The following is a 16,971-nucleotide window of genomic DNA, read 5'->3' as shown; positions in this document are numbered from 1 at the left end:
GCAATCGTCTGTCAGGTCAACCCAGAGCAGCAGGCGTAAAAGGGTAAGGAGCGTATCGCATGTCGGAAGAGAACGGACGGGGGCTGAAGAAGGGACTGACGAGCTACGGCGATGCCGGTTTCTCGCTGTTCCTGCGCAAGGCCTTCATCAAGGGCATGGGCTATTCCGACGATGCGCTCGATCGGCCGATCGTCGGCATCGTCGATACGGCCAGCGGCTACAATGCCTGCCATGCCAACGTCCCGGACCTGATCGAGGCGGTGAAGCGCGGCGTCATGCTGGCGGGGGCCCTGCCGGTCCCCTTCCCCACCATCTCGATCCATGAATCCTTTTCCCATCCGACCTCGATGTATCTGCGCAATCTGATGGCGATGGATACCGAGGAGATGATCCGCGCCCAGCCGATGGACGCGGTCGTCCTGATCGGCGGCTGCGACAAGACCGTTCCGGCCCAGCTGATGGGCGCGGCGAGCGCGAAGGTCCCCGCGATCCAGCTCGTCACCGGGCCGATGCTGACCGGCAGCCATCGCGGCGAGAAGGTCGGTGCCTGCACCGATTGCCGCCGCTTCTGGGCGCGCCACCGCGCCGGCGAGGTCGATGCGGAGGAGATCTCCGACGTCAATTCGCAGCTCGTGCCGGGCGCCGGCACCTGCGGCGTGATGGGCACCGCCTCGACCATGGCCCTTGTCGTCGAGGCGCTCGGCATGATGGCGCCCGGCGGCGCGACGCCGCCGGCGGTCTCCGCCGACCGTCGCCGCATCGCCGAGACCACCGGTGCGCTGGCCGTGCAGATGGCCGCCAGCAATCTGACGCCCGACAAGATCATGACCGTGAGGGCCTTCGAGAACGCCCTGACGGTGCTCCTCGCCACCGGCGGCTCGACCAATGGCATCGTGCATCTGGCCGCCATGGCCGGCCGCCTCGGCCTGTCCCTCGATCTCGACGCCTTCGACCGGATCGGCCGCAAGGTGCCGGTGCTGGTCGACCTGAAACCGTCCGGCCAGCATTACATGCAGGACCTGCACGCCGCCGGCGGCCTGACGACCATCCTGCGCGAGCTGAAGGACCTCCTGCATCTCGACTGCCTGACCGTCACCGGGCGCACGCTCGGCGAAGAGATCGACTCCGCACCCGCCGGCTGGCAACAGTCGATCGTCGCGCCGGTCTCCGCGCCGCTCTATCCGGAAGGCGGCATGGCTGTCGTCCGTGGCAATCTGGCCCCCGGCGGCGCCATCGTGAAGCAGTCCGCCGCGACCCCGGCGCTGATGAGCCACACCGGCCGGGCCGTGGTGTTCTCCTCCATCGCCGACATGGCCGAGCGGGTCGACGATCCCGATCTCGACGTGACCGCCGAGGACATCCTCGTTCTCCAGAATGCCGGACCGAAGGGCGCACCGGGCATGCCGGAAGCCGGCTACATGCCGATCCCGCGCAAGCTCGCCGCCGCCGGCGTCAAGGACATGGTGCGCATTTCCGACGCCCGCATGAGCGGCACGGCGTCGGGCACCATCGTCCTGCACGTGACGCCGGAAAGCGCCGAGGGTGGCCCGCTGGGCCTTGTGCGCACTGGCGACCGGATCACGCTCGACGTGCCGAACCGCACGATCTCGCTGGATGTGAGCGAGGCCGAACTGGCCGAGCGGCGCAAGAGCTTCGTCGCCCCGGTCCATGCCGGGTCCGATCGCGGCTACAAGCGGCTGTTCCTGGAAACGGTGACCCAGGCCGACAAGGGCTGCGACTTCGACTTCCTCGTTCCGCCCGCCAGCGGCAGCGTGCCGGAAACCCGGGGATGAGCCGGCGCTACGATTATCGCGCGCTGATCGGCTACGCCCAGGACGCCCTTGCCGCCAGCGGACTGGATGCCGGTCATGCGCAGATCGTCGCGGAGACGCTCGTCGAAGGCGATCTCCTCGGCCATTCCACCCACGGCCTTGCGCTCCTGCCGCGCTATCTCAGGGAGCTCGCGGCCGGGCACATGACCAAGGCGGGCGAGCCCTCGGTCGTTCGCGACCATGGCGCCTCGGAGGCCTGGGACGGCAATTATCTGCCGGGCCCGGTGCTGGTGCGCCGGGCGCTGGCTCAATGCACGCAGCGGGCCCGCGACACCGGCGTCGCCACCGTGGCGATCGGCCAGAGCCATCACGTTGCCTGCCTCGCCGCCTATCTGAAGGCGGTGACCGACGAAGGGATGGCGGCGATCATCGCCTCGTCCTCGCCGGCCACCGCCTCGGTCGCGCCGTTCGGCGCCGTCGAGGGCATTTATTCGCCCAACCCCATCGCGGCAGGCTGGCCGACGGGCGGCGATCCCGTTCTCGTCGACATCTCCGCCTCGATCACCACCAACAGCCTCGTCAGCGAACGCGTCGAAGAAGGCCGGACGCTCCCCGGCGCCTGGATGATCGGCCCCGACGGCACGGCCAGCGACGATCCGGCGCTTCTGACAGCCGAGCCAGCCGGCGCGCTGCTGCCGCTGGGCGGCACCGAATACGGCCACAAGGGCTTCGCCCTCGGCCTGATCGTCGAGATGCTGACGGCGGGTCTCGCCGGCCATGGCCGGGCCGACGCGCCCGACCAATGGGGCGCCTCGGTCTTCGTAATGGTCGTCGATCCGGAGCACCATGGCGGCCGCGCCGCCTTCGAGCGGCAGACCGGCTTCATGGCCGGGGCCGCACGGGACGCGAAGGTGCCTGATGGCGCCAGTGCCGTGCGCCTGCCGGGCGAGCGGGCGCTGCGCCTTCGCCGTCAGCAGATGGCGGAGGGGGTCGCCCTGTCGGATGAGCTTCTCGCCCGGCTGCGCAAGGCCCTGTCGGACCGTCCGCTGGACGCCAGCCGATAGGGCCGACCGAGACGAGAGAGCGGACCACCAGGGAGAACACAATGACGGATCAGACCGGCGGCCGGGTGGCTGCGGGCACCCCCACCGGCGTCGCCGAGGCGCGGCGCGAGGAACGGCTTCCGCGCAGACTTCGCAACATCTTCAACATCGGCGAGTTCGAGCCGGCGGCGCGCAAGCGGCTGCCGCGCGGCGTCTTCTCCTACATCTCCGGCTCGGTCGAGACCGGCGCCGCCTTTAAGGCGAACCGCGCCGACTTCGAGGATATCCGCCTCGTCCCGCGCATTCTCGCCGGCCTTGCGGTCCGCGACCAGAGCCGCACCCTGTTCGGCAAGACCTGGCAGCACCCCTTCGGCATCTCGCCCATGGGGCTCAGCGCCCTCACCGCCTATGACGGCGACATCGTTCTCACCCGCAGCGCCCATGAATGCGGCATTCCGGCCGTCCTCAGCGCCACCTCGCTGATCAGCCTCGAGCGGGTCGCCAAGGAAGGCCATGCGCGCTGGTTCCAGGCCTATCTGCCCGGCGACGACGCGCGGGTCACCGGCATGGTCGACCGCCTCACCGCCGCCAATTACGACACGCTGGTCATCACGGCGGATGTGCCGGTTGCCGGCAACCGCGAGGATTCCAGGCGCGACCGCTTCGGCGCGCCGATGAAGCCCAGCCTCGATCTCGCCCTGCAGGGTGTGATGCGGCCGGGCTGGGTGATGGGCACCATGGCCCGCACCCTGATGAACCACGGCATGCCGCATTTCGAGAATGCCGATGTCGAGCGCGGCCCGGCCATCATCTCGAAGAACGTCGTGCGCTCCTTCGGCGGGCGCGGCACCTTCTCCTGGCGCCACGCCGCGATCGCGCGCGAGCGCTGGAAGGGCAGACTGGTGATCAAGGGCGTGCTGTCGCCGCAGGACGCACGACGGGCCCGCGAACTGGGCGCCGACGGCATCATCGTCTCCAACCATGGTGGCCGGCAGCTCGATTATGCGGTGTCGGCAATTGCGGCGCTGCCGGCGGTGAAGGCCGCGGCCGGCGACATGGCCGTCATGCTCGACGGCGGCGTGCGGCGCGGCTCCGACGTCCTGAAGGCGATCGCGCTGGGCGCGGACTTCGTCTTTGTCGGGCGGCCGTTCCTGTTCGCAGCCGCCGTGGCGGGCGACGCCGGGGTCAAGCACGCCGTCTCGCTGCTCGCGGCCGAGATCGACCGCGACATGGCGATGATCGGGGCGCCATCGCTGGATGCGATCACCCCGGACATCCTCGCCGAAAATGCACTGGCGCGCCCTTGAGGCCGCGCCAGGCGCTTCGGTCTCAGTCCATCAGATGCGGATAGCGGTTGCGGAACTCGGCCCGCATCCGGCGTGCTTCGCGCAGGCTGCCGGTGGCGCCGCGCAAATAGTCGATCATGCGGGAGTAGCTCTTGGGAGCGCGTGCGTCGATCGTCATGTCTCTTCCTCGCCGAGCGAATTGCTGTGCCATTAAATTATGCCGGCGCGGCCGTCCCGGTTAGGGCCTCTGGCGAATAGCTCCCATGCGGAAGCGGCAGGGAAGCGCATGTTCCGCAGAGTTGCGACAACGAAAAAGGGCCGGTCAGACCGGCCCTTTTCGTTGCATGTGGTGTGAGGCGACGCCGCGCTATTTGTAGAAGAAATCCACCAGCGACAGCGAGACGGCCGGCACGTAGGTCACCAGAAGCAGGACCACCAGCAGGATTCCGATGAACGGCAGGTTCGTCCGCGTCGTGCGCCAGATGTCGGTGCGGGCGATCGAGCAGGCCGTGACCAGCACGCTGGCGACCGGCGGGGTCTGCTGGCCGAGCGCGATGTTCAGCGTCAGCAGGATGCCGAACTGCACCGGATCGATGCCGATCTGATGGACCAGCGGCATGAAGATCGGCACCGTCAGGATGATCGCCGCGGCCCCGTGCAGCACCATGCCGACGAACAGCAGGAAGACGTTGATGATCATCAGGACGAGGAACTTGTCCGTCGTCAGCGTGGTGATGCTCGCCGCCAGCCGCTGCGGCATCTCGGTCTCGGTCAGATAGAGGCCGAGAACCGCGGAACTGGCCACCAGCAGCATCACCACGGCGGTCTGGATCACCCCGTCGGTCAGCGCATGGTAGAACAGGCGGATGTCGATCTCGCGATAGACGAAGCCGCCGATCACCAGCGCCGCGATGACGGCGAGCCCCGCGCCCTCGGTGGCGGTGACGAAGCCGCCGAAGATGCCGCCGAGAATGATCACCGGCAGGATCAGTGCCCAGCCGGCATCCTTCGCCGCCTTCCAGAGCCGGGTCAGGCTGAAGGCTTCTTCACGCGGCAGGTCGTAGCGCACCGCAAAATAGTAGCACAGCGCCATCATGCCGAAGCCGCCGAGCAGGCCCGGCACGATGCCGGCCACGAAGAGCTGCACGATCGAGGTGTCGGACAGGGCGCCGTAGAGGATCATCGGGATCGAGGGCGGAATGATGATTGCCAGCGATGCCGAGGACGAGGTGACCGCCGCGGCCATGCGGGGCGAATAGCCCTTCTTCTTCATCGCCGGGATCAGCACCGAACCGATCGCCGCGACGTCGGCGACGGCCGAGCCGGAGATCTCGGCGAAGAACAGCGACACGCCGACATTCACCATGGCGAGGCCGCCCCGCATGAAGCCGATCAGCGCCGAGACGAAATTGATCAGCCGGCGCGAGATGCCGCCGGTGTTCATCAGCGCACCGGCGAGGATGAACAACGGAATGGCGATCAGCGGGAAGCTCGTGGCCCCGTCGAACACCGACAGCGCGGCGTTCAGGAAGCCGAGATGGCCGTTGAGGATGTAGACGCCCACCAGCGCGCTGGCGAGGATCGCGACGGCGATCGGCAGGCCGATGGCGATCATCACGAACAGGGACAGAAGGATCAACGCCTCGGTCATTTGGATTCTCCAGCGCGCGAAGCTTCGAGCTCGGCCTGGGCGCGAGCGATTTCGGCGGCGATTTCACGCTCCTCGGGATCGAGCCCGATCCTGGCGTCCTCGTAGCGTTCGGGCAGCGTCAGGAGACGCGCCAGGATCACCAGGCCCGCACTCACCGGCAGGATGCTCTGCACGAAGCTGCGGGAAACGAAGCGCACCGAGATCAGCGTCTCGTTGCCGAAGATGTCGAGAATGGCCCAGCCGGCCCAGCCGATGACGGCGAAGGTCGCCAGGAAGATCAGTTCCACGCCGGAGAACAGCAGCAGGCGGCCTTTGGGCGGCAGGGAATAGAGCAGGCCGCTGAAGCTCAGATGCGCATTGCGCATGGTTGCGAGGGCGGCGCCCGAAAAGGTGATCCAGGCGAGGAGCACCGAAGCGACCTCGTCGTACCAGATCAGCGAATTGCCGGAATAGCGGTAGCCGACGCCGAGCAGCACCACGAGTGCGAGGACGACGAGCAGGAAGATCGTCACGGCCTGAAGTGAGACGTCAAGCCAGCGGGCGAGCCGGGACATGGGTGGGTTCCCCCGATGAAGAGTTCTTGTGGGCAGGGCCCGGACCGGTCGGCGGGGAGAGGCGTCGCCCCTCCCCGCCGGTCATGGATCGCGATCGATCAGTCGGCGAGCGACATCGCCTTGTCGATCATCTCCTGCCCGCCATCGACTTCGGCAGCGAACTTTTCGTAGAGCGGCTTGGAGGCGTCGACGAAGGCCTGGCGATCGGCCTGGTTCACCTTCATGCCGGACTCCTCGAGTTCCTTCAGCAGCTTCTCGTCATCGGCCGCGCCCTGCTCGCGGGCCCACAACGCCACTTCCTCGGCGGTGGTCTTCAGGACCTCCTGGATCTCCGGGTCGAGCTTCTCGAAGGCGGTGACGCCGACGGTCGGATAGGCCGGCGAATAGACGTGGCCGGACATCGACAGATATTCCTGCACCTCGTTCAGCTTGCCTGCCGAGATGTTGGTCAGCGGGTTCTCCTGGCCGTCGATGACGCCGGTCTGCAGCGCGACGAAGACTTCCGAGAAGGACATCGGCGTCGGGTTGGCGCCGTAGGTCTTGAACATCTCGACGCGCCAGGACGAATTCGGCGTGCGGATCTTCAGGCCTTCCAGGTCGGCCGGGGTGTTGATCGGCCGCTCGTTGTTGGTGATCTGGCGGAAGCCGTTCTCCCAGATGGCGAGCGGGCGATAGCCCTGCTCCTCGGCGGCCGGCACCAGCACGTCGCGGAACAGCGTCTCGTCGATTCGCGCCAGGTGATCGCGATCCTTCACCATGAAGGGCAGGTCGAACAGCGCGTATTCGGCGGCGATCTCCGGCATGGTCGAAGACGGCAGGGTCATGTGCATGGTGCCCAGCTTGATCTTCTGGAGCATGTCCTTGTCCTTGCCGAGCTGCGAGGAGTCGAACACCTTCACCACGGCGGTGTCGCCGAGCTTCTCGTTGGCGCGGCGCGCGAACTCGCTGGCGGTGCGCTCCTGCAGCGAACCGTTGGCGGCGCTCAGGCCGAAGATGATTTCTTCCTGCGCCTGGGCGAAGCCGCTGGCGGCCAGAAGTGCGGCGGCGGCAACGGCCGATTTCAGCGTGAAGTGGATCATGTGGGTCCTCCCGTCAGATCGTTGGGGTTAAGTGGTGGCTGGTGTCTGCGCGACGCGACCTTGGCGGCCGTCTTGGATGTATTGGAGGGGCACTCGCCCCTCAGGCGGCCCGGGGTCCCTGCAGCCCCTTGGCGAACAGTGCCGACAACGGCGTTTCCGGCGGCGGCAGAATGTTGCCCTCGGCAGCCTTTCGGGCCGCCAGCATCAGGCCGAGTTCGATCGCCTTCTGCCCGGCGCCCGGATTGGCGATGCCCTGTCCGGCGATGTCGAAGGCCGTCCCGTGGGCCGGCGTGACGATCGGGAACGGATAGCCGGCGATCAGCGTGACGCCGCGATCGAAGCCGATCAGCTTCATGGCGATCTGGCCCTGGTCGTGGAACATGGTCAGGACGGCGTCGAACTCGCCCTTCATGGCGCGCACGAAGACCGTGTCGGACGGCACCGGACCCGTGACGGCCATCTGGTGGGCCTGGGCCCGCTGCACGGCCGGCAGGATGATCGCGTCGTCCTCGGTGCCGAAATTGCCGCCGTCGCCGGCATGCGGGTTGAGCGCGGCGACGCCGATGCGCGGCCGCTCGTAGCCGGCTCCCTGCATCGTCTCGATGGTCAGCCGCAGGCTCTCGAAGACGCGGTCCTCGGTGATCGACTCGGCGACCTTCGACAGCGGAATATGCGAGGTGCAGCGGGCGTTCCAGACCTCGTCGAGGACGTTGAACTCGCTGCCGTTCTTGGTGACCTCGATGGTCCGGTTCACGAAGCCGATCTCGTCGACATAGTCGCTTTCCGACAGGCGCATCGAGTGCTTGTTGAAGGGCGTGAAGAACACCGCGTCGGCATAGCCGTTCTTGGCCGCAAGCAGCGCGCAGCGGAAATTCGCCAGCGCCGAGGCGCCGCCCTCGGGGCTCGAGGCGCCCAGCGTGATCGCCGCCGGATCGCAGTTCTTGAGATCGACGAAGCAGCTGCGCTGCGGCCGCTCGCTGCCGAGTTCCGCGGCCGTCACATTCGGCAGATCCAGCGTGACGCCGGCATGGGCGGCACCCATGTCGAGCACCCGGCGGTCGCCGATGACCAGGAGGGTCGCCGTCTGCGCCACGGGATCGGCGAGAAGCCGCGCGGCCAGCTCCGGGCTGATTCCGGCCGGATCACCAATGGCAAAGGCCAGGACTTGGGACTGGGGCATGCTGTTTCCTCACCGGTTCCGCATATCGCATTTTGCATACGATATTTTTCTTTGCCCCCACAAGCCCCCTTTTTGCTATAATCTCCGCGACGACCCGAGCGACGCAGGAAGGTGAACCACATGGATGCGGCAGAGACGGCGACGCTGGACGCGCCCCTGATCCAGCGGCAGACCCTGCACGAGCAGGTCGCCGGGCGGATCCGCGACATGATCATCGAGGGGCATCTCCCGCCGGATTCGCGAATCAACGAGGCAGCCCTCGTCCAGAGCCTCGGCGTTTCGCGCACGCCCTTGCGCGAGGCGCTGCGTACCCTGGCCGGCGAAGGGCTGATCGACATCCGCCCGTCGCGCGGCAGCGTCGTGCGGCGCCTGTCGCCCGAAGACGTCGCCTCGATGCTGGAAGTGCTGGCCGAGCTCGAGAAGCTGGCGGGCCGGCTGTGCTGCGAACGCGCCACCGACGACGAGCTCGCGGAATTGCTGGCCGTGCACGACGCCATGATCGGCTATTACGAGAAGCGCGAGCGCCTGCCCTATTACAAGATGAACCAGGCGATCCATTCTGGCATCGCCCGGCTGTCGCGCAACAACATGCTCATCGACGTGCAGGGCACCATCCAGGGCCGGCTGAAGCGCATCCGCTTTCTCGGCAACCAGGGGCCGGAGGCCTGGGCCAAGGCGGTCGCCGAGCATGAGGAGATGGCCGTGGCCCTGCGGAACCGCGATGGTGAGCGGCTCGGCGAGGTCCTTGCCCGGCATCTGCAGAAGACCTGGGACCGCGTGAAGACCGTCGTCTAGCGTCGGGGCGACATCGAGCTGTCGGGATCGGGGCTCCGCCAGCGATCAAGCTGCGCAGCTTCGCGCCGCAACCGTCCCCGACGCCGCGGTCACCCATTACCCGGAAGACGCCACAGCGATCCTGTCCCACACGGCAACCCACCGGCCATTGTCGCGGACCCTCCCAGACTAGTAAGGTCGCATGATCTTGGCGCCCGTCTTGCCGGGCTCCCGCAACCGGATCGCCGACGGCGTCCGGGTTCGACAGAGGCAGCATCCCCCCCATGACGACAGACGCGTCCGTTTCCGATCGGCCCGGTGAGGCCGTGAGCCTGCCATGGCTGCTGGCCGAGACCACCATCATCCAGGCGCTCGGCACCGCCGCGGTGCTGACCGTGCCGGCCCTTGCCCCTGCCGTCGCGCTCACTCTCGGCGTGCCGTCGAGCTTCGTCGGCTATCAGGTCGGGCTGGTCTATCTGGCGGCGATGCTGTCCTCGCTGGTCGGCGGCGCGGTCGTGTCGCGCTGGGGCCCCTGCCGCACCGGCCAGACCGCGATGGCGCTGACGGCCGCCGGCTGCCTTCTCGCCAGCATTCCCTATCTGGCCGGCATGATCGCCGGATCGCTGGCCATCGGCCTCTCCTACGGGCTGATCAACCCGTCCGCCTCAGATCTCCTGCAGCGCCATTCGCCGGCGCATCGGCGCAATCTCTTCTTCTCCATCAAGCAGACCGGCGTCCCGATCGGCGGCATCATGGCCGGGCTCATCGGCGCGCCGATGGCCGTGGCGTTCGAATGGGGCGCCGTGCTGTGGGCCGTGGCCGCGACCTGCATCGTGCTGATGCTGGCGCTCGAGCGCGGCCGCGCCCGTCTCGATGCCCATGCGAACCCGGCAACCCGGCTGCTGCGCTCGGCCGGCCTCGGCCTTACGACCATCCGCTCCGACCGGTCGCTGCTCATGCTGGCCGCCGCCTCCTTCTGCTTTTCCGCCATCCAGCTCTGTCTCGTCGCCTTCCTGGTCGTGCTGCTGGTGGAGGAGCTGCAGATGGGCCTCGTCGAAGCCGGCATGGTTCTGGCCGCCGTCCAGGTCATGGGCGCCGTCGGCCGCCTGCTCTGGGGCCATGTCGCCGATCGCATCCGCAGCGGCCTCGCCGTCCTCACGGGCCTCGCCGCGCTGATGGCCGTGATCTCGACCGCGATCCTCTTCGTCTCGCCGCAATGGCCGCTCGCCGCGGTGATCGCAGCCTTCATGCTGCTCGGCCTGACCGGCGTCGGCTGGAACGGGGTCTATCTCTCCGAAGTCGCGCGCCTCAGCCCCCTGCGCGCCGTCGGCTCGGTCACCGGTACCGCCATGTTCGTCACCTTCGCCGGCGTGCTGGTGGGGCCGACACTGTTCTCCTCGGTGCACAATCATGTCGGCAGCTATATTGGCAGCTACGGCGTTCTCACCGGCCTCGCCATCATCGGCGGCTGTCTCGCCGCCGCCACCTGGCGGCGCGATCGCCGCAAGACCGGCGCCGCAGGCCAGAGCCCGGCGTGAACCGCAGGCTCAGACTTTCCGTCGTAGGCGGCGGAATAGTGACAGGCGCATGTCCCCATCTGGACGGCCGGAGCAGAAAGGCGCCTGACACGCCATGACACGGCTTTTGACGATCATCGCCCGCAATGGCCGCTGGATGCTGGTGGCGGGCCTTGTCGGCGGCGTGCTGTTTCCCGGCCTCGCGTCGCTCATGCGGGCCTGCCTGTTCCCGCTGATCGCCGCGATTCTCTTCGTCTCCGTCCTGCGGGTGGATCCTGCCCAGATCGCGCGGTCCCTCACCCATATGCGGCGCGACGTGCCGCTGGTCCTGTTCCTGCAGCTCGCGCTGCCCCTCGCCGTCGCCGCGATCCTTTACCTCGGCAATATCAGCGGCCCGCTCGCCAGCGTCGTCATTCTCACCCTGGCCGCCGCGCCGATCACCGGCGGCGCAGGCCTCGCCGCCCTCACCGGCCTCGACGGCATGACGGCGCTGCGACTGCTGGTCTGGGGCACCATCCTCTTGCCGCTCACTTCGATGCTGCCCCTGCAGATCGTCTTTCCCGGCGCAACAATCTCGCCGTTGGAGCCCGCACTGCGCCTTCTCGGTGTCATCGCGCTGGCCGGTGGCCTGGCGATCATCATGCGCCGGATCTGGCGCCCCGGACCGCAATCGGACGCCATCGTCATGCTCGATGCCGTCAGCGCACTTCTGCTCGCGGCCCTGGTCTTGGGCCTGATGGACGCGATCCAGCCGATGCTGCTGCGTGATCCGCTGCAGGTCGCCGGCATGCTCGCGGCCGCCTTCGCTCTGAATTTCGGGCTACAGATCACGGCCAACACCGTCATGCGCCGTGCCGGCAGCGATCCGGCCATCGGCGGCGCCGTGGCGCTGATGGCCGGCAACCGCAATCTGGCGCTGTTCCTCGTTGCCCTGCCGCCCGCGTCTCTGGAGGCCATGATGGTCTTCGTCGGCTGTTACCAGATCCCGATGTTCCTGACGCCCCTCCTCATGCGCGGCTATTATGGCCGGGCCGGCAGGCGCTGAGCGGGGAACCGACGCCGTGTTGCGGGTGTAGAAAACTCCCGTACCGCACACATACGGGGGCACCTTCGCGGCTCGCCCTCATGATCGTGCGATCGGATCCTTGACCTCCCGGCGGTGTCAGCCGTCGTACACGCGCAGCGTTCGCCGGAGAGATCGCTGTCACAAAGAATAGGCGGCAACTGACGCAGAGCGCCTATAGCTCTTCCGTCCACTCGCGCGGGGCCGTCGACGTCGTCGACAATCGCACAACGGCACCGAGTGCGGACGGCATCCAGGTCTCCGAAACCCAAGCCTCACCGGACGCCCATCGGCCGTCTTGCGAGAGCTCAGGCACCGAAACATCGCCCTGAACGCACAAAGCCCCTCGGCTGTTGAGCGCGAGGGGCTTTGGTGCTTGGTGTGAAGAAGGGTCTCTTGTTTCAACTTGCGATTTGCAGACCTGGCGGCGACCGACTTTCCCGCGTCTTGAGACGAAGTATCATGGGCGCTGGGGCGTTTCACGGCCGAGTTCGGAATGGGATCGGGTGCGGCCGCCCCGCTAGAACCACCAGGTCGGCAAATGGCAAGTTGGAAGCTGGTCTTGGGAGGGCATTGTGTGTGTTGCCACCCTTTTGGGGTGGGCATTAACGAATGAGAATGATCAAGCCGATCGAGCGATTAGTACCGGTAAGCTTCATGCGTTGCCGCACGTCCACACCCGGCCTATCAACGTGGTGGTCTACCACGGCTCTGATAGGGAGAACTCGTTTTCAGGTGGGTTTCCCGCTTAGATGCCTTCAGCGGTTATCCCGACCGTACATAGCTACCCTGCACTGCGGCTGGCGCCACAACAGGTCCACCAGAGGTACGTCCAACCCGGTCCTCTCGTACTAGGGTCAGATCCTGTCAATTCTCCTGCACCCACGGCAGATAGGGACCGAACTGTCTCACGACGTTCTGAACCCAGCTCACGTACCGCTTTAATTGGCGAACAGCCAAACCCTTGGGACCTGCTCCAGCCCCAGGATGCGATGAGCCGACATCGAGGTGCCAAACAACCCCGTCGATATGGACTCTTGGGGGTCATCAGCCTGTTATCCCCGGCGTACCTTTTATCCGTTGAGCGATGGCCCTTCCACGCGGGACCACCGGATCACTATGACCGACTTTCGTCTCTGCTCGACTTGTCTGTCTCGCAGTCAGGCGGGCTTATGCCATTGCACTCGACGACCGATTTCCGACCGGTCTGAGCCCACCATCGCGCGCCTCCGTTACTCTTTAGGAGGCGACCGCCCCAGTCAAACTACCCACCATACACTGTCCCGGATCCGGATGACGGACCGCGGTTAGACATCCATGACGATAAGGGTGGTATTTCAAGGATGGCTCCACGCGAGCTGGCGCCCACGCTTCAAAGCCTACCACCTATCCTACACATGCCGACACGAATGCCAGTGTAAAGCTATAGTAAAGGTGCACGGGGTCTTTCCGTCTGACCGCAGGAACCCCGCATCTTCACGGGGAATTCAATTTCACTGAGTCTATGTTGGAGACAGCGGGGAAGTCGTTACGCCATTCGTGCAGGTCGGAACTTACCCGACAAGGAATTTCGCTACCTTAGGACCGTTATAGTTACGGCCGCCGTTTACTGGGGCTTCGATTCAGAGCTTGCACCCCTCCTCTTAACCTTCCAGCACCGGGCAGGCGTCAGACCCTATACGTCGTCTTGCGACTTCGCAGAGCCCTGTGTTTTTGATAAACAGTCGCTACCCCCTGGTCTGTGCCACCCCCACCTACTTGCGTAAATGGGGGTCACGCTTCTTCCGAAGTTACGCGTGCAATTTGCCGAGTTCCTTCAACATAGTTCTCTCAAGCGCCTTGGTATACTCTACCAGTCCACCTGTGTCGGTTTCGGGTACGGTCTATACGGTGGGGCTATTTCCTGGAACCTCTTCACCGCACGATCAATCCAATAAGACCGTACGATACACGAGATCCGTCACTCTCCACCAGGCCCACGATTATTAACGTGGTTCCCATCGACTACGCCTTTCGGCCTCGCCTTAGGGGCCGGCTAACCCTGCTCAGATTAACTTTAAGCAGGAACCCTTGGACTTTCGGCGAGGGAGTCTCTCACTCCCTTTATCGTTACTCATGTCAGCATTCGCACTTCCGATACCTCCAGCAGCCCTCACGGGTCCGCCTTCACAGGCCTACGGAACGCTCCGCTACCGCTCGTCAAAGACGAGCCCACAGCTTCGGTGTATGGCTTGAGCCCCGGTACATTTTCGGCGCAAAGACTCTTAATTAGACCAGTGAGCTGTTACGCTTTCTTTAAATGATGGCTGCTTCTAAGCCAACATCCTGGTTGTTTTGGAGTCTTCACATCCTTTCCCACTTAGCCATAACTTGGGGACCTTAGATGGTGGTCAGGGTTGTTTCCCTCTCCACGACGGACGTTAGCACCCGCCGTGTGTCTGCCGGATAGCACTTCCAGGTATTCGGAGTTTGATTAGGTTTGGTAAGTCGGTGAGACCCCCTAGCCCATTCAGTGCTCTACCCCCTGGAGTGTTCATCCGACGCTCTACCTAAATAGATTTCGCGGAGAACCAGCTATTTCCGAGTTTGATTGGCCTTTCACCCCTAGCCACAAGTCATCCCGATCTATTGCAACAGATATGGGTTCGGTCCTTCAGTGCGTGTTACCGCACCTTCAACCTGCTCATGGCTAGATCACTCGGTTTCGGGTCTAATCCGACGAACTGAACGCCCTGTTCAGACTCGCTTTCGCTACGCCTCCACCTATCGGCTTAAGCTTGCTCGCCAGACTAAGTCGCTGACCCATTATACAAAAGGTACGATGTCACCCAGGACGAACCTTGAGCTCCATCTGTTTGTAGGCATTCGGTTTCAGGTACTATTTCACTCCCCTTGTCGGGGTGCTTTTCACCTTTCCCTCACGGTACTGGTTCGCTATCGGTCATGCACGAGTACTTAGGCTTAGAGGGTGGTCCCCCTAATTTCAGACAGGATTTCACGTGTCCCGCCCTACTCGAGGACCATCGGAGACATTATGCGTACGGGGCTATCACCCACTCTTGCCAGGCTTTCCAACCTGTTCCGCTTCTTCTCTCGATGGCCACTGGCCTGGTCCGCGTTCGCTCGCCGCTACTGACGGAGTCTCGGTTGATGTCCTTTCCTTCGGGTACTTAGATGTTTCAGTTCCCCGAGTTCGCTTCTAACCCCTATGTATTCAGAGTTAGATACCTTTTATAGACACCTGTTAATCCAAACGGTTCGCAAAACACGAAGTCTTGCCAACCGCTTGAACTTAACAGGCGTCAAAGGTGGGTTGCCCCATTCGGAAATCCACGGATCAAAGCTTATTCGCAGCTCCCCATGGCTTATCGCAGCGTATCACGTCCTTCATCGCCTGTGCATGCCAAGGCATTCACCAAATGCCCTTAAGTCACTTGATCATTCTCATCGTCAATGCCCACCATCCCGGCCCCGCCTAAACGGCACCAGGAGAGAGAGGCGAACATTCACAATGTCCTCTTCGAACACCGCAAATCCCGGCAAGGTGTGCAACCTCGTCCAAGATCCTGCAGCGGTGTTCTATCTGTCGACCGGGCGGCTAAACCCGATCGACGAAAGACCAGCTTCTTGAGACAGACCCCGACAATGTGCGGTCAGGCACATCGATCATGGGACGAAAGGCTTGTTGTCTCCGGTGCCGGGCGATGAACCCTTCACTGGAACCCTTCGTCGACAGATCGTCCAAACCCTGAGCGGGGCATGACCAGCAAAGCTGGCCAAAATGACGACCTTCGAGATCCGTCTTCTTCTTCACGATGATGATTGAGAACAGGCAGGCACCCGAACCGGAGTTCGAGGCTGCAAACTATTGTCTTTCTCCTGGATGGCGACTGCCGACGAATGGTGGAGCTTGTCGGGATCGAACCGACGACCCCCTGCTTGCAAAGCAGGTGCTCTCCCAGCTGAGCTAAAGCCCCATGTCCGGGTGCCGTCGACCGGTGCCGACCAAATATGGTGGGCCCGGGTAGATTCGAACTACCGACCTCACCCTTATCAGGGGTGCGCTCTAACCAACTGAGCTACGGGCCCGAACCGTGTCGAGCCTACCGGTCCCACAAACCCATGACGGGCCTGCGACACCAGACGCAATGGTCCGGCAATTCATCCAGGGAAGAAAGAGAAACGAAGGCGGCGGTGCCTGCCATCACGCCGTACACCCTCCTTGCGAAGGGCTCGTTGGCGCTCTTGTTCTGCGCGGCCCCGTCTGACTAACGGGACCTTTGTTCTAAAACAATCCGATACGGGAAGCCCGGCGGGCCACCTCTTGCGAGATGACGGACCGGACGCCGTGAGGGATCGTCCTTAGAAAGGAGGTGATCCAGCCGCAGGTTCCCCTACGGCTACCTTGTTACGACTTCACCCCAGTCGCTGACCCTACCGTGGTTGGCTGCCTCCTATTGCTAGGTTAGCGCACCACCTTCGGGTAGAACCAACTCCCATGGTGTGACGGGCGGTGTGTACAAGGCCCGGGAACGTATTCACCGTGGCATGCTGATCCACGATTACTAGCGATTCCAACTTCATGCACCCGAGTTGCAGAGTGCAATCCGAACTGAGACGGTTTTTTGGGATTAGCTCACTCTCGCGAGTTGGCTGCCCACTGTCACCGCCATTGTAGCACGTGTGTAGCCCAGCCCGTAAGGGCCATGAGGACTTGACGTCATCCCCACCTTCCTCTCGGCTTATCACCGGCAGTCCCCCTAGAGTGCCCAACTGAATGCTGGCAACTAAGGGCGAGGGTTGCGCTCGTTGCGGGACTTAACCCAACATCTCACGACACGAGCTGACGACAGCCATGCAGCACCTGTGCACTCGTCCCGAAGGAAGGCATCCGTCTCCGGATACCGTCGAGGCATGTCAAGAGCTGGTAAGGTTCTGCGCGTTGCTTCGAATTAAACCACATGCTCCACCGCTTGTGCGGGCCCCCGTCAATTCCTTTGAGTTTTAATCTTGCGACCGTACTCCCCAGGCGGGAAGCTTAATGCGTTAACT

11 protein-coding genes, 2 tRNA genes and 3 rRNA genes are annotated in these 16,971 nt (G+C 64.4%); 6 read left to right on the top strand and 10 right to left on the bottom strand.

The window, feature by feature from the left end:
* The first annotated feature begins 59 nt into the window (after positions 1-59).
* From ACEQX1_RS14110 to ACEQX1_RS14100, 3 genes are read left to right on the top strand one after another with little or no spacing between them, the layout of a single operon-like run.
* Positions 60-1,793, top strand: a complete 1,734-nt coding sequence (locus ACEQX1_RS14110; protein WP_370196946.1) for an IlvD/Edd family dehydratase — start codon at positions 60-62, stop codon at positions 1,791-1,793.
* Entirely contained in the window at positions 1,790-2,836 is a 1,047-nt protein-coding gene (locus ACEQX1_RS14105; protein ID WP_370194700.1) for an Ldh family oxidoreductase, read from the top strand. Before ACEQX1_RS14110 ends, ACEQX1_RS14105 begins: the two co-directional genes overlap by 4 nt.
* Before the next feature lie 41 nt (positions 2,837-2,877).
* Positions 2,878-4,122, top strand: a complete 1,245-nt coding sequence (locus ACEQX1_RS14100; RefSeq protein ID WP_370194701.1) for an alpha-hydroxy acid oxidase — start codon at positions 2,878-2,880, stop codon at positions 4,120-4,122.
* A 22-nt stretch (positions 4,123-4,144) separates the two neighbouring features.
* Here ACEQX1_RS14100 and ACEQX1_RS14095 read toward each other — a convergent pair whose 3' ends face one another.
* From ACEQX1_RS14095 to ACEQX1_RS14075, 5 genes are all read right to left on the bottom strand, one after another.
* On the bottom strand, positions 4,145-4,279 hold the full coding sequence (locus ACEQX1_RS14095) for a hypothetical protein (protein ID WP_266102179.1): 135 nt from the start codon (positions 4,277-4,279) through the stop codon (positions 4,145-4,147).
* A gap of 189 nt (positions 4,280-4,468) precedes the next feature.
* A complete protein-coding gene (locus ACEQX1_RS14090) occupies positions 4,469-5,752 on the bottom strand; it encodes a TRAP transporter large permease (protein ID WP_024352345.1) in 1,284 nt (427 codons plus the stop codon).
* Positions 5,749-6,306, bottom strand: coding sequence for a TRAP transporter small permease (locus ACEQX1_RS14085; RefSeq protein ID WP_187392004.1), 558 nt, complete (start codon positions 6,304-6,306; stop codon positions 5,749-5,751). Before ACEQX1_RS14085 ends, ACEQX1_RS14090 begins: the two co-directional genes overlap by 4 nt.
* Positions 6,307-6,404: 98 nt before the next feature.
* On the bottom strand, positions 6,405-7,385 hold the full coding sequence (locus ACEQX1_RS14080; RefSeq protein WP_228241231.1) for a TRAP transporter substrate-binding protein: 981 nt from the start codon (positions 7,383-7,385) through the stop codon (positions 6,405-6,407).
* Positions 7,386-7,485: 100 nt separating this feature from the next.
* Positions 7,486-8,565 carry a 4-hydroxythreonine-4-phosphate dehydrogenase PdxA gene (locus tag ACEQX1_RS14075; protein WP_370194703.1) on the bottom strand — a complete coding sequence of 360 codons (1,080 nt, stop codon included), beginning with the start codon at positions 8,563-8,565 and terminating at the stop codon, positions 7,486-7,488.
* A 111-nt stretch (positions 8,566-8,676) separates the two neighbouring features.
* Between ACEQX1_RS14075 and ACEQX1_RS14070 the strand changes: the two genes are divergently transcribed.
* The 3 genes from ACEQX1_RS14070 (at position 8,677) to ACEQX1_RS14060 (ending at position 11,901) form a co-directional block, all read left to right on the top strand.
* On the top strand, positions 8,677-9,360 hold the full coding sequence (locus ACEQX1_RS14070) for a GntR family transcriptional regulator (RefSeq protein ID WP_370196945.1): 684 nt from the start codon (positions 8,677-8,679) through the stop codon (positions 9,358-9,360).
* Positions 9,361-9,665: 305 nt separating this feature from the next.
* Positions 9,666-10,877 carry an MFS transporter gene (locus tag ACEQX1_RS14065; protein WP_372521522.1) on the top strand — a complete coding sequence of 404 codons (1,212 nt, stop codon included), beginning with the start codon at positions 9,666-9,668 and terminating at the stop codon, positions 10,875-10,877.
* Positions 10,878-10,971: 94 nt separating this feature from the next.
* Positions 10,972-11,901, top strand: coding sequence for a hypothetical protein (locus ACEQX1_RS14060; protein WP_370192549.1), 930 nt, complete (start codon positions 10,972-10,974; stop codon positions 11,899-11,901).
* 437 nt (positions 11,902-12,338) lie between these two features.
* Here ACEQX1_RS14060 and rrf read toward each other — a convergent pair.
* The 5 genes from rrf to ACEQX1_RS14035 form a co-directional block, all read right to left on the bottom strand.
* Positions 12,339-12,453, bottom strand: a 5S ribosomal RNA gene (gene rrf, locus ACEQX1_RS14055).
* Between the two features lie 84 nt (positions 12,454-12,537).
* Positions 12,538-15,359: ribosomal RNA gene (locus tag ACEQX1_RS14050) — 23S ribosomal RNA — on the bottom strand.
* 461 nt (positions 15,360-15,820) lie between these two features.
* Positions 15,821-15,896, bottom strand: a tRNA-Ala gene (locus ACEQX1_RS14045).
* A 35-nt stretch (positions 15,897-15,931) separates the two neighbouring features.
* Positions 15,932-16,008 (bottom strand) — tRNA-Ile (locus ACEQX1_RS14040).
* Positions 16,009-16,285: 277 nt separating this feature from the next.
* Positions 16,286-16,971: ribosomal RNA gene (locus ACEQX1_RS14035) — 16S ribosomal RNA — on the bottom strand; the annotation flags it as partial.

It is taken from the genome of Aurantimonas sp. (assembly GCF_964217435.1).
Classification (GTDB): domain Bacteria; phylum Pseudomonadota; class Alphaproteobacteria; order Rhizobiales; family Rhizobiaceae; genus Aurantimonas; species Aurantimonas coralicida.
The sequence above is the reverse complement of the archived record's forward strand: the minus strand, read 5'-3'. Positions and strand labels throughout refer to the sequence as shown.

Excerpts from the sequence above, each read along its gene's own strand:
- ACEQX1_RS14110 (WP_370196946.1), top strand. The coding sequence starts at position 60 with ATGTCGGAAGAGAACGGACGGGGGCTGAAGAAGGGACTGACGAGCTAC.
- ACEQX1_RS14105 (WP_370194700.1), top strand. The coding sequence starts at position 1,790 with ATGAGCCGGCGCTACGATTATCGCGCGCTGATCGGCTACGCCCAGGAC.
- ACEQX1_RS14100 (WP_370194701.1), top strand. The coding sequence starts at position 2,878 with ATGACGGATCAGACCGGCGGCCGGGTGGCTGCGGGCACCCCCACCGGC.
- ACEQX1_RS14095 (WP_266102179.1), bottom strand. The coding sequence starts at position 4,279 with ATGACGATCGACGCACGCGCTCCCAAGAGCTACTCCCGCATGATCGAC.
- ACEQX1_RS14090 (WP_024352345.1), bottom strand. The coding sequence starts at position 5,752 with ATGACCGAGGCGTTGATCCTTCTGTCCCTGTTCGTGATGATCGCCATC.
- ACEQX1_RS14085 (WP_187392004.1), bottom strand. The coding sequence starts at position 6,306 with ATGTCCCGGCTCGCCCGCTGGCTTGACGTCTCACTTCAGGCCGTGACG.
- ACEQX1_RS14080 (WP_228241231.1), bottom strand. The coding sequence starts at position 7,385 with ATGATCCACTTCACGCTGAAATCGGCCGTTGCCGCCGCCGCACTTCTG.
- ACEQX1_RS14075 (WP_370194703.1), bottom strand. The coding sequence starts at position 8,565 with ATGCCCCAGTCCCAAGTCCTGGCCTTTGCCATTGGTGATCCGGCCGGA.
- ACEQX1_RS14060 (WP_370192549.1), top strand. The coding sequence starts at position 10,972 with ATGACACGGCTTTTGACGATCATCGCCCGCAATGGCCGCTGGATGCTG.